The organism is Alexandriicola marinus (genome assembly GCF_004000435.1).
Taxonomy (GTDB): Bacteria; Pseudomonadota; Alphaproteobacteria; order Rhodobacterales; family Rhodobacteraceae; genus Alexandriicola; species Alexandriicola marinus.
Genome location: NZ_RBVZ01000002.1, coordinates 1,242,921 through 1,258,480, shown reverse-complemented (window position 1 = coordinate 1,258,480; position 15,560 = coordinate 1,242,921). Strand labels below are relative to the sequence as shown.

The following is a 15,560-nucleotide window of genomic DNA, read 5'->3' as shown; positions in this document are numbered from 1 at the left end:
GGGATCAGTCCCCGGCCATCGCCTCTTCGGATGACTGGGGACGCGGTTCCCGCGGGGGGCGACCGACAACATCTCTCAGACCGTCAAGCTCGATGAAATCATCAGCCTGACGGCGCAACTCATCGGCGATCATCGGCGGCTGGCTGCGGATCGTCGAGACGACCGAGACCCGAACGCCCTTGCGCTGAAGCGCTTCGACAAGCGGCCTGAAATCGCCGTCGCCCGAGAACAAAACGACGTGATCCACATGCGGTGCAAGTTCCATGGCATCGACGGTCAGTTCGATATCCATGTTGCCCTTGACCTTACGCCGGCCCTGGCTGTCGGTGTATTCCTTGGCCGGCTTGGTCACCATCGTGAAGCCGTTGTAGTGGAGCCAGTCGACAAGCGGGCGAATGGGAGAATACTCGTCGTTATCCAGCAGCGCCGTATAGTAGAACGCGCGCAGCAGTTTGCCCCGCCGCATGAATTCCTGACGCAAGAGTTTGTAGTCGATGTCGAAGCCCAGCGACTTGGCCGCCGCATAGAGGTTCGATCCATCAATGAAGAGCGCGAGCCGCTCATCACGATAAAACATAATCTAGCCTTTCAAATTCCCTTTGCTCAGAAGCCGCAATGTGTGAGTGGGTTCGAACTAATGAGGACGATTGTCGAAAATAGAGGAAACGATTAGCCGTGCAAGCCCGGAATGTCCGACTATCCGAAAGGATAATCCTGCTCGCCCTTGGCGCGAACCTTCCCGGGAAAGACGACGCGCCCCCCGACAAGACTTTGTGTCTTGCTTTCGATCTTCTGGGGGAAAGCCTTGGCCGCCTAACGGGGAAAAGCGCACTGTTCCGAACCCCCTGTTTCCCGGCCGGCGCAGGCCCGGATTACGTGAACGCCGCGGCCGCGGTAATGTCGGACAGACCCGCCGGTGAAATCCTCGGCATCCTGCACGAGATCGAGGCCGCGTTCGACCGCCGCCGGGAACAACGCTGGGGCATGCGAACGCTTGACATCGATCTTGTCGCCGCTGGTTCCGAGATACATCCTGATCGTCAGACACAGGATCACTGGCGGATGCTTCCGGTAGAGGCGCAGATGACAACGACGCCGGATGACCTGATCCTTCCGCATCCACGGCTTCAGGACAGGGGCTTCGTGCTTGTTCCACTCGCCGAAGTCGCACCGGACTGGCGCCACCCGATACTGGGGCAGACCGTGGACGAGATGCGGGACGCTCTGCCCTCCGAACACTTATCCGGAATCGAGAGGCTGCCTTAGGCGGATTGAACGGTCGGGGCCTTGCGTCTCGGCTCGAAATTGCCTATCTACCGGCTTTCAGCGATCCATGGCCGGTCTCCGGCCCTGTTTGCTGTGCCCGACAGAGTCCTAGCAGGAGTGCCACATGGCCCGCGTTACCGTAGAAGATTGCGTCGACAAGGTTCCCAACCGGTTCGAGCTTGTCATGCTTGCGGCGCACCGCGCGCGCGAAATCTCCTCCGGATCGCCGCTGACGGTGAATCGCGACAACGACAAGAACCCGGTCGTGGCCTTGCGGGAAATCGCCGAAGAAACCCAGCAGGCCGAGGATCTGCGCGAACGCATGATCGAATCGCAGCAGACCCAGAACGAGGTCGACGAGCCCGAAGACGATTCGATGGCGCTTCTCATGGGTGCCGAGCAGGACAAACCCGCCGATGACGACATGCCCGACGAGCGTCTGCTGCGCGAGTTGATGGAAGCTCAGGGCCAGCGCTGAGCAGTTTACCGGCGGCGAGTTCGGGGCTGACCGGCACAGTGACCTTTGAGCCCGCGCCCCATGACGCACGTCCTTACCACGGCTGATGATCTGATAGAGCTGGTTCGGCTCTACAACCCGAATTCATCGGCCGGGCTGATCCGCGATGCCTATGCGTTCGGGGAAAAAATGCATGAGGGGCAATTCCGCCATTCGGGCGAGCCCTATTTCATGCATCCCGTCGCGGTCGCGATGATCCTCGCCGAACAGCAGATGGATGATGCGACCATCATCACCGCGCTCCTCCACGACACGATCGAAGACACCAAGGCCAACTACGCCCAGGTCGAGGAGCGGTTCGGCACGGTGATCGCCGATCTTGTGGACGGCGTCACCAAGCTCACGAATCTGCAGCTGTCCTCGACTGAAACCAAGCAGGCCGAGAACTTCCGCAAGCTGTTCATGGCGACATCGCGTGACCTGCGGGTCACTCTCGTCAAGCTGGCCGACCGTCTGCACAATATGCGCACGATCAAGTCGATGCGCCCCGAGAAGCAACTTCAGAAGGCGCGCGAGACCATGGAAATCTATGCGCCGCTAGCCGGGCGCATGGGTATGCAATGGATGCGCGAAGAGCTTGAGGATCTTGCGTTCAAGGTCATCAACCCCGAGGCCCGCGCCTCGATCATTCGCCGGTTCCTGACGCTGCAGAAGGAAACGGGCGATGTGATCGAAAAGATCACCAGTGACATTCGCCTCGAACTCGACACTGCCGGGATCGAGGCCGAGGTCTATGGCCGCGCCAAGAAACCCTATTCGATCTGGCGCAAGATGCAGGAAAAGGATCAGGGCTTTTCCCGGCTGTCCGACATCTACGGCTTTCGCATCATCACCCGCTCCGAACAGGATTGCTACCGGGTGCTGGGTGTCATTCACCAGCGCTGGAAACTCGTGCCGGGGCGGTTCAAGGATTATGTCTCGAATCCGAAATCGAACGGCTACCGTTCGCTCCACACGACTGTTTCGGGCCGCGACGGAAAACGGGTGGAAATGCAGATCCGCACCCGCGAGATGCACGAGGTCGCCGAAACCGGTGTCGCCGCCCATTGGTCCTACCGGGATGGCGAACGGGTCGAGAACCGCTTTGCCGTCGATCCGGTGAAATGGATCGCCTCGCTGACCGAACGGTTCGACGAAGATCACGACCACGACGAGTTTCTCGAGGCCGTCAAACTCGAGATGTACACCGACCAGGTTTTCGTCTTTTCGCCCAAGGGCGACGTGATCAAACTCCCGCGCGGCGCCACACCCATCGATTTCGCCTATGCGATCCACACACGGATCGGGCACGCCTGCGTCGGCGCCAAGGTCGACGGGATGCGTGTCCCGCTCTGGACCCGTCTCAAGAACGGCCAGTCGGTCGAGATCATCACCGCCGAAGGCCAGACGCCGCAATCGACCTGGATCGATATCGCCGTGACCGGCCGGGCCAAGACCGCGATCCGAAGGTCCCTGCGCGAGGAAGACAAGGAACGCTTCGTCAAGCTAGGGCGCGAGCTGGCCCGCGTGGCCTTTGAAAACGTCGGCAAGAAGGTCACCGAAAAGGCGCTGACAACAGCGGCCAAGGCCCTTGCGATCGACGATGCCGAAGACATGCTGGCCCGGATCGGGAGCGCCGAGCTTTCCGCGCGCCACGCCGTGCGGGCCATCTACCCCGATCTTCAGCCGACACGCGCCGCGACCGTCGACAAGGCCCGCGCCGTGGTGGGTCTCAACCCCGATCAGGCCCATGTGCGCGCCCCGTGCTGCCAGCCCGTTCCGGGGGAACGCATCGTGGGCATCACCTATCGCGGCAAGGGCGTCGCGGTGCATGCCATCGATTGCGCCGCGCTGATCGATTTCGAAGAACAGCCGGGCCGCTGGATCGACGTGCATTGGCAGGAAGGAACCCACGGCGCCGTCAATACCGTCACGCTGGATCTGACGATCACGAACGATGCGGGCGTGCTGGGACGGATTTGCACATTGATCGGCGAACAGAAGGCCAATATCTCGAACCTGACATTCGCGGACAGGAAACCGGATTTCTATCGCGTGCTTGTCGACGTCGAACTGCGCGATGCGGAACACATGCACCGCGTCATGACGGCGCTCGAGGCCGAAAGCGATGTTGCCTCGATCTCGCGGCACCGGGATCCGAACCGCGCGGCCGAGGCTTTTCGCGACTGACCCGCGACACCGAAGCGGGGCGATGGAGGATAAACAGACGTGGTCTTCAAACGACGCGACAGGCGACCGGTCTGGAAAGTCGTGGCCGACTTCTTCTATCCCCGTGGCGGCTGGGTCCGGGCCTTCGAATATGTCAAACACCGCGTCCGCCGGTTGCCCGACACCCCGGAGAAGATATCCCGCGGGATCTGGGCCGGCGTCTTCGTCGCGTTTACGCCGTTCTATGGCCTGCATTTCATCTGCGCGGCGATCATTGCGCGGATGATGCGCGGCAACATCCTTGCCGCACTTCTGGCGACATTCTTCGGCAATCCGCTGACCTATCTTCCGATCGCAGCAACGTCGCTGTGGTTCGGGCACACGATCCTTGGCACACGCCCCGCGGACGGGATCGAACGCTCCCTCGGCACCAAGTTTTCCGGCGCCTGGGCCGATCTGTGGCACAATCTTCTGGCCATCTTCACCGATGAGAGGATGGAATGGTCGGGCCTCGCCCGGTTCTATGATGAGGTCTTCCTGCCCTATCTGGTGGGTGGCCTGATCCCCGGTGTGATCTCGGCCTCGATCGTCTATGGACTCTCCGTGCCGGTGATCCGGGCCTATCAGAACCGCCGCCGCAAGAAACTCGAGGCGAAGCTGGCCCAGCTGCGCGGCGAAAGGCCCCCGGGACGGCGCCTGCCCCGGCTTCCCGGTCGCAACAACTAGCGCCGTTATTCGCGGTTTTCCCTGCCCGCTTTGCGCACTACGTTGCGCGGGCAACCACTAGGCAGGAGAGATGCGATGTCACGGGGCAAACTCAGGCTCGGGGTCAACATCGACCACGTGGCAACCGTTAGGAACGCTCGGGGCGGGGATACACCTGATCCTGTGCGCGCGGCCCGCATTGCCCAAGAGGCGGGAGCCGACGGCATCACCGCGCATCTGCGCGAAGATCGCCGCCACATCACCGACCCAGATATCGACGGGCTGATGGAGGCACTGACCATCCCCCTCAACTTCGAGATGGCCGCCACCGCCGAGATGCAGGCCATCGCCCTGCGCCACAAGCCGCATGCCGTCTGCATCGTGCCCGAGAAACGCGAAGAGCGCACGACCGAGGGCGGACTTGAGGTTGCACGCGAGGAAAACCAGCTTGCCCATTTCATCGCGCCGTTGCGCGAGGCGGGCTGCCGGGTATCGATCTTTATTGCCGCCGACCGCCGCCAGATCGAGGCCGCCCAGCGGATCGGCGCGCAGGTGATCGAACTGCATACCGGCGCCTATTGCGACGCCCATGCCGAGGGCGATTTCTCGACCCGCGACACCGAGCTTGAAAAGCTGCGTGAGATGGCCGCCTTTGCCGACAGCCTCGGCCTCGAGGTGCATGCCGGTCACGGCCTGACCTATGAAACGGTCCAGCCCATCGCGGCCTTTCCCGAAGTGGTCGAGCTGAACATCGGGCATTTCCTGATCGGCGAGGCGATCTTTCGGGGCCTGTCCCCCGCCATTGCCGAGATGCGCCGCCTGATGGACGAGGCCCGCGCTTGACCATCGGACCAACCCGATCCGCAGCCGGCCGACAGGCCGCAGCGCACGTCTTGAGAGGCTGAGATGCGGGCGGCGATCACGATTCTTGCGCTGGTGGTCGCCGGCTGGGCCATCTGGGTGCTGGAAGGCGCACGCACCGGGATCGAGATCACCAGCTTTCCCGACGGGCCGACCCCGATCACCCGCTATTCCGACGGCTCGGAGGGGCCGGTCGTCGTGGTGGCACACGGCTTTGCCGGGTCCCAGCAGATGATGCAGGGCTATTCCCTGCTGCTGGCGCAAGCGGGCTATACCGTCTTTGCCTTCGATTTCGAAGGGCATGGCCGCCACGTGTTGCCGATGTCGGGCGATGTGAATGCCCTCGACGGGACGACCCGGCTTCTGGTCGAACAGACCAGATCGGTGATCCAGACCGTCAGACGCGGCGACGCGCCTGTCGCGCTTCTGGGGCATTCCATGGCGACCGATATCCTTGTCCGCACGGCGGCCGAGACACCGGGGATCGGCCCGATTGTCCTGTTGTCGGCCTTTTCCCTCGCCATCGACGACACGCATCCCGAAAACCTGTTGCTGATCACCGGCGCATGGGAGCCGGGCCTGCGCGAATTCGCGCTGGAGGCCGCGCAGATGGTCGATCCCTCCGCCGAATACGGCGAAAGGGTCACGGCGGGCAATGTCACGCGCATGGCCCTTCTGGCGCCAGCCGCCGAACATGTCTCGATCCTGCACAGCCGGGCGGGGCGTGCCGCAGCGCTAGACTGGATCAACGACTTCCACGGGACCGAGGCTGATGTGCCGGTTCCGCAAACCGGCTGGGCCCTGCTTGGCCTTCTCGCGGCGATCACGGCGCTGGCCTATCCGTTTGCGGCGCTGCTGCGAAAGCACCCGGCGGCGGGGGGCGAGCCAATGCGGGCGCGCACTTTCGCCGCGGTCACGCTCGTGCCGATGATCGCGGCGCCGCTTCTGGCCGCGCCGATCGAGACCGGGTTTCTGCCCGTTCTTGTCGCCGATTATCTTGCCCTGCATCTGTTGATCTATGGCGTCTTGCAGATCGGTCTTATGTGGCGGCTTGGCCCGCGCCTTCCCGGGCCATCTGTCTGGGCGGTCATTGCGCTTGCCGTCTATGGCATCGCGGTCTTCGGCCTCGCGCTCGACCGATATGGCGCGAATTTCTGGCCCGTGGGTCAGAGGCTCTGGATCATCGCGGCCCTCGCCCTTGGCGCCATACCTTTCATGCTCGGCGACGCTTGGGCCGCGCAAGGGGCGCCGGTCTGGCAACGGGTCCTGGCACGGCTGGCCTTTCTTGCCTCCCTAGGGATCGCGGTTGCGCTGAATTTCGAGGGCCTGTTCTTCCTTCTGATGATCGCGCCGGTCATCGTTCTGTTCTGGCTCACCTTCGGTCTGATGGGCCGCGTCGTTTCGCAGCGTGCGGGGGCGGCGTCGGCGGGGATCGCACTTGGCCTTGTGTTGGCATGGGCACTGGGTGTCAGTTTCCCGCTATTTCAGGCATGAGGCCCGCATGATCCTTGGTATCGGCTCTGATCTTTGCAACATCGACCGGATTTCCGGCACGCTCGACCGGTTCGGCGACCGGTTCAAGAACCGCGTCTTCACCGAGATCGAGCAGGCCAAGGCCGAACGCCGCAAGGATATCGCCGGCACCTATGCGAAACGCTGGGCCGCGAAAGAGGCCTGTTCAAAGGCGCTGGGAACCGGCCTAGCAATGGGTATCGCGTGGAAGGACATGTCCGTCCGCAACCTGCGCAGCGGCCAACCCGTGATGGAGGTGACCGGCTGGGCGAAGGAGAGGCTCGCACAGATGACACCGCCGGGACACGAGGCGATCATCCACGTCACATTGACCGACGATCATCCCTGGGCGCAGGCCTTCGTCGTGATCGAGGCCCGCCCGATCGGATCGGCGGCGGGACCCTTCCCCTCGGGGACAGCGGGTTGACTTGCCCTCCGAACGTCCGCATTTAGCGCGAGGGCGAAGAGCAGGATAAGTCAAATGTCGAATTCAGGCGGCCTCGGCGCCAGCATCATCGAAACGGTAAAGACGGTCGTCTATGCCCTGCTGATTGCGGGCCTGTTCAGAACGATCTTTTTTCAGCCGTTCTGGATCCCGTCGGCCTCGATGAAAAACACGCTGCTGATCGGTGATTTCCTCTTCGTCAACAAGATGGCCTATGGCTATTCCTACGCCTCCTGCCCGTCGATCCGCATCCCGGCGCTCGGCATCGACATCTCGGCCGATGATTTCTGCGGTGTCTTCCGTGGCGACAACGATCGTCTGTTCGGATCGGAACCCGAGCGCGGCGATATCGTCGTCTTCCGCCACCCCGTGACCGGAGTCGATTTCATCAAGCGGCTGATCGGCCTGCCGGGCGATCGGATCCAGATGAAGGATGGGATCCTGTTCATCAACGACACGCCGGTCACTCTCGAAGATGCAGGCACCTTCGTCGAAGAGATGGCCCGTCAGGGCCCCGAAGGCGCGCTGCCGCGCTGTGAGAACGGCGCCGTCGCCATGGGCGCGCCCTGCGAAAAGAGCCTCTTCACCGAGACGCTTCCCAATGGCACCACCCATTACGTTCTCAACATCACGAACCAGTCCACCGACAACACCGGCGTCTTCACCGTACCCGAGGGTCATTTCTTCTTCATGGGCGACAACCGCGACAATTCCACCGACAGCCGTGTCCCGCAGACCGCGGGCGGCGTGGGCTTCGTCCCGCTCGAGGATCTGGTGGGCCGGGCGGACCGGGTGATGTTCTCGTCCGCTGGCAGTTCGATGCTGGCCTTCTGGACGTGGCGCGGCGACCGCTTCTTCCACAAGCTCGAGTGACGGCGGGAGCGCCATGGCGATCTCGCTCTCATCAGACCTGCGCGCCTTCTCGGATCGGCTGGGACACAGCTTTGCCGCACCCGAGCTTCTGATCCGGGCGCTGACGCACAGTTCCATTGCCTCGCCCCATCGCGATGACAACCAACGGCTCGAATTTCTGGGCGACCGGGTTCTGGGCCTCGTCATCGCCGAGGCGCTTCTCGACGCCGATCTCGCTGCGACCGAAGGCCAGATCGCCCCGCGCTTCAACGCACTGGTGCGGCGCGAAACCTGCGCCGAGGTCGCCCGCGAAATCGATCTGGGCGCCGTGCTGAAGCTGGGTCGGTCCGAGATGAAATCCGGCGGCCGCCGCAAGGACGCCCTTCTTGCCGACGCGATGGAGGCCGTGATTGCCGCCGTCTACCGCGACGGCGGTCTGGATGCCGCCCGCACCGTGATCCTGCGGCACTGGTCCGGACGGGTCGAGACCGTGAAGGCCGATGCCCGCGACCCCAAGACCGCGCTTCAGGAATGGGCGCAGGCCCGCGGGATGGAGCCGCCGGCCTATGTCGAGACGGCACGGTCCGGCCCCGATCACGCCCCCGAATTCACGATCGAGGCAAAGCTTCTGACCGGCGAAACCGCCAGCGCCACGGCCGGGAACAAGCGGCAGGCCGAACAGGCCGCGGCGCGCGCCCTTCTGTCGCGCCTCGAAGACAAGGGCGGCATGCCGTGATCCACGCCCATCGCGGGGCCGCGACGTGACCGACAACCTGCGTGGCAGCCTCTGGATGCTTCTGGCGATGGCGGGCTTCGCGGTCGAAGACGCCTTCTTCAAGGCCGCCACCGGCGCAGGCGCCGTCACGCCCGGAAGCGGGACATTGCTGTTCGGGCTTCTGGCTCTCGGTATCTCGGCCGTCATCGCAACGGTTCAGGGCCAACCGCTCTGGCATCGGGCCTATCTCGAACGCCGGCTGATGATCCGGACCGGGTTCGAGATCATGGGCAGGCTGTTCTTTGCACTGAGCCTTGCGTTCAACACCCTGTCGACGACCTCTGCGATCCTGCAGGCCGCGCCATTGGTCGTGATGCTGGGCGCGGGACTGATCCTTGGCGAGCGGATCGGGCCGCGCCGCTGGATCGCAATGGCCGTCGGCTTTTTCGGGGTCATGCTGATCCTGCGCCCTACGCCGGACGCCTTCACCCCGACCACGATCTTTGCCGTCTTGGGGATGCTGGGCTTCGCGGGCCGCGATCTGGCCACGCGCACCAGCCCGCCCGAGGTCCATGCCACCCAACTGAACCTTCTGGGCTTCGCCACGGTCGCGCTGGCCGGGATCGTCCTGATCCTGTTCGAACCGGGCAGGCCCGCGCTTCCCACCGCGCAGGGGGCCGCCATGATCACGGGCACCGCGCTTGCGGGCGTGATGGGCTACAGCGCGCTGACCGCCGCGATGCGCACGGGCGAGGTGTCGATCGTCGCCCCGTTCCGCTACTTCCGTCTGATCGTCGCACTGGCGATCGCCATGACCATCTTCAGCGAGCGCCCCGACGCGCTGACGCTTTTGGGCGCGGCGCTGATCGTGGGATCGGGCCTCTATACGCTGATGCGGGACGCACGCCGCAAGGCCGCGACCTGATCCGCGGACCCAGCCCTATGGCGCGACGGCGCGAAACCGGCTAAAGCGCGGTCTTGATCACGAGGAACATCCACCAGATGACAACACGCGCCGGTTTCGTAGCTCTGATCGGGGAGCCCAATGCGGGCAAATCGACCCTGACCAATCACATGGTCGGGGCAAAGGTCTCGATCGTGACCCACAAGGTCCAGACGACGCGCGCCCGCATCCGCGGCGTGGCGATCGAGGACGAAAGCCAGATCGTCTTTGTCGACACCCCCGGCCTGTTCCAGCCCAAACGCCGGCTGGATCGCGCGATGGTGGCGGCAGCCTGGGGCGGCGCGTCGGATGCCGATGTCATCGTTCTTCTGGTCGAGGCGCATCGCGGGCTGACACGAGGCGTTCAGGCGATCATCGACCGGCTGAAGGATCGGGGCGGCAACGCGCCGGTGGCCCTTGCCATCAACAAGATCGACCGGGTGAAATCCGAGGTCCTGCTCGAACTGACCCAGAAGTTGAACGCGGCATTCGATTTCGAAAAGACATTTCTGATCTCGGCCGAAAAAGGCCATGGCTGCGATGATCTGAAAGCCTGGCTTGCGGGCCGGATGCCCGAAGGCCCGTGGCTTTACCCCGAGGATCAGATCGCCGATCTGCCGCTGCGCATGATCGCGGCCGAGATGACCCGCGAGAAACTGACGCTCCGCCTGCATCAGGAACTGCCCTACCAGCTGACCGTCGAGACGGAAAACTGGGAAGAGCGGAAGGACGGCTCGGCCCGGATCGATCAGGTGGTCTATGTCGCGCGGGATGGCCACAAGGGGATCGTCCTCGGCCATAAGGGCGAGACGATCAAATCCGTCAGCCGCGCCTCACGTGAGGAACTCGAAGAGTTTCTCGGCCGGAAGATCCATCTTTTTGTCACCGTCAAGGTGCGGCCCAACTGGCTCGACGAGGCCGAACGCTATTCCGAGATGGGCCTCGATATCCGCGACGGATCATGAGCCGGCTGACGGCGCGATTCTGGGTCGATGCCTACCTTGTCCGGCTTCGACTGAACGATATCCCCGCCTTCGTGACGTCGCATGGCGACGATACGGCGGGCGCCGTTCTCGTGAAACTCAACACCCTGGACGGGCAGGCCCGGGCCTTCACCCGCAGCTTCGATCTTGCGACCGGTGACCGGCGCTGGACGGAACTTGCCGCAGGCCCCGAGACCGAGGTCGATCTTTCGATCGCCGCGCAGCGCCGCTTTGATCCCGATCTCTGGGTGATCGAGGTCGAAGATCGCGCGGGCCGGCACCTTCTGGATGAACCGGGCCTCGAGTGACCTCATCCACCGCCGCCTCGGTTTTCGATTGCGCCCCTCGCGGCGCTGGGGCCTGATGGCGCCATGATCGAATGGGCGGATGAAGGCACTGTTCTGTCGCTGCGCCGGCATGGCGAGACCTCTGCCATCATAGAGGTCTTCACCTCCGGCCATGGCCGTCACGCGGGTGTCGTTCGGGGCGGCGCCTCCCGGCGCATGGCGCCGGTGCTTCAGCCGGGCGGACAGGTCGCGGTCACGTGGAAGGCCCGGCTGGACGAGCATCTTGGCACATTCACGGTCGAGCCGCGACGCAGCCGGCCCTCGCTCGTCATGGGTGAGAGGCTGGCGCTGGCGGGTCTGAATGCGATCGCGGCGCTCCTGACCTTCACCCTGCCCGAGCGCGACCCGCATCCTGCGCTTTATGACAGGACCTCCGCCCTGCTCGATCTGGCGGATCAGCCCGATCTGTGGCCACTGGCCTATCTGCATTGGGAAGTCGCTCTTCTTGAAGAGATGGGCTTTGCCCTCGATCTCAGCCGCTGCGCGGCGACGGGCCAGACGACCGGTCTTTCCTATATCTCTCCGCGGACCGGCCGCGCGGTCAGCGCCGAAGGCGCGGGCGAATGGGCCGACCGGCTTCTGCCATTGCCACCGGTTCTGTTGGGCGACGGCGATGCCGGCCCCGATGACATGAAGCTGGCCTTCGATGTCACGGGCCATTTCATATCGAAAAGCCTGCTGCCCAGCCTTGGTGACCGCCCGGTGCCGCCTGCACGCCAGCGGCTCGTCGACCTGATCTGCCGGGACGATTGACCGGGCGCCTGCCCTCAGTCGAGGCCCATCTTGATCAAGGCACGGGCCGCATCTTCGAGGCTGTCACGCGGATCGCGAAACTCGATTCCCAGCATGCCGCGGGCACGGCTTGCATCGGTGCGCATTTCCTGGCCCAGCATCGGGACGATCAACCGGATCGTCCCGTCAAACCGCGCGAGGATCCGGACTATCCAGTCCGGCGCGACGCGGGTGACGAACTTCCGCTCCGGGAACCGCGCTTTCAGCGTCTCGGCAATCTCGCGCAGCCACATGAAATCGTGGGCCATCATGATCCGTTTGCCGATGCTGTCGGGCGTCGAGAGGGCGCGCACATGCGCCTCGGCGACATCGCCAACATCGACGATCGACAGGCCGAAATTCGCCAGCATCGGATCCTTGCGCCGCAACATCCGCCTCACGATGGACATCGAGCTGCCGTTGCTTGCCCCAAGCGGGGCACCCATCACGAGGCTGGGGCAGATCGTCGTCAGCTCCATCGCCGGATCGACCGTTTTCACGTGATCCCATGCCGCCATTTCGGCAAGCGTCTTGGACTTGCTGTAGGCAGAGATCTTGTCCTCTTCGGGGTCGGTCCAGTCGTCTTCGTTGATGGGTCCGGACCCGGCTTTGGTGCCGTCCCCCATGATCGACGCGACCGACGATGTCAGGATAACCCGCCTGACCCCGGCCTTCGTCGCCGCGCCCAAGGCGCGTTTGGTGCCTTCGACGGCGGGTCGGATAAGGTCCATCTCGTTGTCGGGCATATCGATGGGAAAGGGCGATGCGGTGTGCACGAGCGCATCTGACCCGGCCAGCGCCACGTCCCAGCCATCATCGGATTCAAGATCGAGCGTCGCGAATTCCAGACCCGTTCGGGCGTCTTCGGGCGACGCCAGATAAGGAGCGATGTCGTCGAAAAGCGCGTCGCCCTTGCCCGCGTCGCGCAGTGTCGCGCGGACCCGATACCCGCCATCAAGAAGCCGCACCAGAATGTGCCGGGCGATATAGCCGCTGGCCCCTGTCAGGGTGACGAGGTTCGACATACACTTCCCTTTCTCAAAACTGAACTGTTCCGTTCAGATAGGGCCCGGACATATCGGCACAAGGGCGTATTGCGCGGTTTCCAGACCTCCGTCTAATCTTTGGCCATTATTCCTGCCAACGGAGCCATGATCATGCGCCCAATTATTGCACCGATACTGATTTCGACCGTCATCGCAGCGTCGCCGTTGCACGCCGATTTCACACCGCCAATTCGCGAGGTCATCACCTATGGGCAAGGCGCTGAACTGGTGCAGATCTCAGCGCCTCAGCTTTCGGATATTGCGCGAGAGGCATGGGATACGGAGTTTCTTCCGTCGTCCTACTTCTCGGCTTTCGCGCTGTCGAAGTCAGGCGGCTATGGCTATGCCATCACCACCAATTCACGAAGCGCGGCCCGCGGGATCGCGATGACGGAATGCCTCGCCCATAATGATCAATGCCGTGTGATCGCTGAAATCCTGCCCACGGGATTCGTCGAACCCTCGGACAATGCCGCCACGGTTACGGTCGAGATCGCGGGATACCTTGACGAACTGTCTCGGGAATCGCCCTTCCGTGCCGCAGCGATCAGCGCCGACGGGGCCTATTCCCTTGTCTGGGGACACAGCTCACGCGCCGAGGCCGAGCAGGCCGCGATGAGAGATTGCGAATCGTTCCGCCGGCAACCTGCCAGCCCGGATGCGCCGAGCTGGCCTTGCGTCCTGCTGCCCGGGGCCAAGTAGCGGCACAACCGCCACCGCCGCCCGCCCGAGGGCCGTTACCCCAGCAAGCGGCGCGCGATCACCTGCGCCTGAATCTCTGCGGCGCCTTCAAAGATGTTCAGGATTCGCGCGTCACACAGGATACGGCTGATCGAATATTCCAGCGCAAAGCCGTTGCCACCATGGATCTGGAGCCCGTTGTCGGCCGCGGCCCACGCCACGCGGGCACCCAGCAGCTTGGCCATCCCCGCCTCGAGGTCGCAGCGCCGGTCCTCGTCCTTTTCGCGGGCCGAGAAATAGGTCAGCTGACGCGCGATCATCACTTCGACCGCCATCATCGCGATCTTGCCCGAAACGCGGGGAAACTCGATCAGCGATTTTCCGAACTGCTTGCGGTCGCGAGCGTAGCGCAGGCTGACATCGAGCGCCGATTGCGCGACACCCACGGCCCGGGCCGCAGTCTGGATACGGGCGCTTTCGAAGGTCTGCATCAGCTGCTTGAAGCCCTGACCCGTTTCGCCGCCCAGAAGGTTTTCGCCCTTCACGTGGAACCCGTCGAAGGCCAGTTCGTATTCCTTCATTCCTCGATAGCCCAGAACCTCGATCTCGCCGCCGGTCATGCCCGGCGTGGGAAACGGCGCATCATCGGTACCCGGCGTCTTCTCGGCAAGGAACATACTCAGCCCCTTGTAATCGGTCGTCTCGGGGTCGGTCCGCGCCAGGAGCGTCATGACATGGGTCCGGGCCGCGTGGGTGATCCACGTCTTGTTGCCGGTGACAGACCAATCGTCACCATCGCGAACCGCGCGGGTGCGCAGCGACCCGAGGTCGGATCCCGTGTTCGGTTCGGTAAAGACGGCGGTCGGCAGGATCTCGGCGCTGGCGATGCCGGGCAGCCACTTCTGTTTCTGCGCCTCGGTGCCGCCGCACAGGATCAGTTCGGCAGCGATTTCCGACCTGGTCGCCAGTGAACCCACACCGATGTAACCCCGGCTCAACTCTTCCGACACAACGGCCATCGCCGTCTTGGACAGGCCGAACCCGCCATATTCCTCGGGGATGGTCAGGCCGAAGACACCCATTTCGCCCAGCTCTTCGATCACCTCCATCGGGATCAGCTCGTCCTTGAGGTGCCACTCATGGGCGAAAGGTTCGACCTTTTCGACGGCAAAGCGCCGGAATTGCTCGCGCACCATTTCCATTTCGTCATCAAGGCCAGCGGCACCGAAGGTGGTGTTGGCGTCCTGTTCCTGGATCAGCTCGACCAAGCGGGTCCGGGCGGCCTGCGTATTGGCGTCCTGCGTCAGGCGCATGACCTCGGGGACCATGAGAACGCGCATGTCTTCCTGCGTCAGGCCCATGTCCTGCAGGCGCAGCATCTCGCCCTGGCTCATCGGGATGCCGCCGTAAATCTGCCAGAGATACTCGCCGAACCCGATCTGCAGGATCAGGGCCTCCATCTCGCCGAACTTGCCTTCATCGCCAAGCCGGGTGGCCCAGTTCTGCATCTGGCGCAGCGCCTCGACATAAGTGGCAAGCCAGGCCACGCCGTGGGCTGCCGTCTGATGCGCCTCGATCGCGGAGGCAGAGACCCGGCCATCGATCGTGACGGTTTCGCGCAGGCGGGCCACGGCCATGTCGAGAACCTGTTCCACGGCGGGCAGCGCCGCGCCGGTCACCTCGCGCAGATCCGCGATCAGGATGCTCTGTGCATTCATCATGGGTTGCCCGTCATGTGCCATGTCCGTCTCCTTTGCAATGCGGGTGC

Annotated in this window: 17 protein-coding genes; 14 read left to right on the top strand and 3 right to left on the bottom strand. The window is 63.7% G+C overall.

From position 1 onward, the window contains the following. Positions 1 to 4 precede the first annotated feature (4 nt). Positions 5 to 577 (bottom strand): LabA-like NYN domain-containing protein, encoded by a 573-nt coding sequence (locus EP376_RS12545; protein WP_127655856.1) that lies wholly within the window; start codon positions 575 to 577, stop codon positions 5 to 7. Between the two features lie 98 nt (positions 578 to 675). Between EP376_RS12545 and folK the strand changes: the two genes are divergently transcribed. From folK to recO, 13 genes are all read left to right on the top strand, one after another. Beyond that, positions 676 to 1,266 (top strand): 2-amino-4-hydroxy-6-hydroxymethyldihydropteridine diphosphokinase, encoded by a 591-nt coding sequence (gene folK / locus EP376_RS12540; RefSeq protein WP_338068402.1) that lies wholly within the window; start codon positions 676 to 678, stop codon positions 1,264 to 1,266. A 124-nt stretch (positions 1,267 to 1,390) separates the two neighbouring features. Next, complete coding sequence (gene rpoZ / locus EP376_RS12535) at positions 1,391 to 1,744, top strand: DNA-directed RNA polymerase subunit omega (RefSeq protein WP_127655855.1); 354 nt, start codon at positions 1,391 to 1,393, stop codon at positions 1,742 to 1,744. Between the two features lie 60 nt (positions 1,745 to 1,804). Beyond that, positions 1,805 to 3,952: a RelA/SpoT family protein gene (locus EP376_RS12530; protein ID WP_127655854.1), complete on the top strand. Its 2,148-nt coding sequence runs from the start codon at positions 1,805 to 1,807 to the stop codon at positions 3,950 to 3,952. A gap of 39 nt (positions 3,953 to 3,991) precedes the next feature. Continuing rightward, complete coding sequence (locus EP376_RS12525) at positions 3,992 to 4,657, top strand: DUF2062 domain-containing protein (protein WP_127655853.1); 666 nt, start codon at positions 3,992 to 3,994, stop codon at positions 4,655 to 4,657. A 75-nt stretch (positions 4,658 to 4,732) separates the two neighbouring features. Continuing rightward, positions 4,733 to 5,479: a pyridoxine 5'-phosphate synthase gene (locus tag EP376_RS12520; protein ID WP_127655852.1), complete on the top strand. Its 747-nt coding sequence runs from the start codon at positions 4,733 to 4,735 to the stop codon at positions 5,477 to 5,479. A 63-nt stretch (positions 5,480 to 5,542) separates the two neighbouring features. Beyond that, positions 5,543 to 6,991, top strand: coding sequence for an alpha/beta hydrolase (locus tag EP376_RS12515; protein ID WP_127655851.1), 1,449 nt, complete (start codon positions 5,543 to 5,545; stop codon positions 6,989 to 6,991). Positions 6,992 to 6,998: 7 nt separating this feature from the next. Beyond that, positions 6,999 to 7,436: a holo-ACP synthase gene (gene acpS / locus EP376_RS12510; RefSeq protein WP_127655850.1), complete on the top strand. Its 438-nt coding sequence runs from the start codon at positions 6,999 to 7,001 to the stop codon at positions 7,434 to 7,436. A gap of 54 nt (positions 7,437 to 7,490) precedes the next feature. Beyond that, entirely contained in the window at positions 7,491 to 8,327 is an 837-nt protein-coding gene (gene lepB, locus EP376_RS12505; protein WP_127655849.1) for a signal peptidase I, read from the top strand. A gap of 19 nt (positions 8,328 to 8,346) precedes the next feature. Continuing rightward, positions 8,347 to 9,042 (top strand): ribonuclease III, encoded by a 696-nt coding sequence (rnc, locus tag EP376_RS12500; protein ID WP_127655965.1) that lies wholly within the window; start codon positions 8,347 to 8,349, stop codon positions 9,040 to 9,042. Between the two features lie 25 nt (positions 9,043 to 9,067). Beyond that, the gene (locus tag EP376_RS12495) at positions 9,068 to 9,946 is read left to right on the top strand and encodes a DMT family transporter (protein ID WP_127655848.1); all 879 of its coding nucleotides are present in this window, start codon (positions 9,068 to 9,070) and stop codon (positions 9,944 to 9,946) included. 77 nt (positions 9,947 to 10,023) lie between these two features. Beyond that, positions 10,024 to 10,929: a GTPase Era gene (gene era / locus EP376_RS12490; RefSeq protein ID WP_127655847.1), complete on the top strand. Its 906-nt coding sequence runs from the start codon at positions 10,024 to 10,026 to the stop codon at positions 10,927 to 10,929. Further along, on the top strand, positions 10,926 to 11,255 hold the full coding sequence (locus tag EP376_RS12485) for a DUF1491 family protein (protein ID WP_127655846.1): 330 nt from the start codon (positions 10,926 to 10,928) through the stop codon (positions 11,253 to 11,255). The genes era and EP376_RS12485 overlap by 4 nt, the downstream gene beginning before the upstream one ends. Positions 11,256 to 11,321: 66 nt before the next feature. Further along, on the top strand, positions 11,322 to 12,047 hold the full coding sequence (recO, locus tag EP376_RS12480) for a DNA repair protein RecO (RefSeq protein WP_127655964.1): 726 nt from the start codon (positions 11,322 to 11,324) through the stop codon (positions 12,045 to 12,047). Between the two features lie 14 nt (positions 12,048 to 12,061). Here recO and EP376_RS12475 read toward each other — a convergent pair whose 3' ends face one another. Next, positions 12,062 to 13,090 carry an NAD-dependent epimerase/dehydratase family protein gene (locus EP376_RS12475; protein ID WP_127655845.1) on the bottom strand — a complete coding sequence of 343 codons (1,029 nt, stop codon included), beginning with the start codon at positions 13,088 to 13,090 and terminating at the stop codon, positions 12,062 to 12,064. Positions 13,091 to 13,222: 132 nt separating this feature from the next. On the opposite strand from EP376_RS12475, the gene EP376_RS12470 reads away from it, so the two are divergent. Then, positions 13,223 to 13,813, top strand: coding sequence for a hypothetical protein (locus EP376_RS12470; protein WP_127655844.1), 591 nt, complete (start codon positions 13,223 to 13,225; stop codon positions 13,811 to 13,813). Positions 13,814 to 13,848: 35 nt separating this feature from the next. On the opposite strand, the gene EP376_RS12465 is transcribed toward EP376_RS12470, so the two are convergent. Then, entirely contained in the window at positions 13,849 to 15,534 is a 1,686-nt protein-coding gene (locus EP376_RS12465) for an acyl-CoA dehydrogenase family protein (RefSeq protein ID WP_127655843.1), read from the bottom strand. Between the last annotated feature and the right edge of the window lie 26 nt (positions 15,535 to 15,560).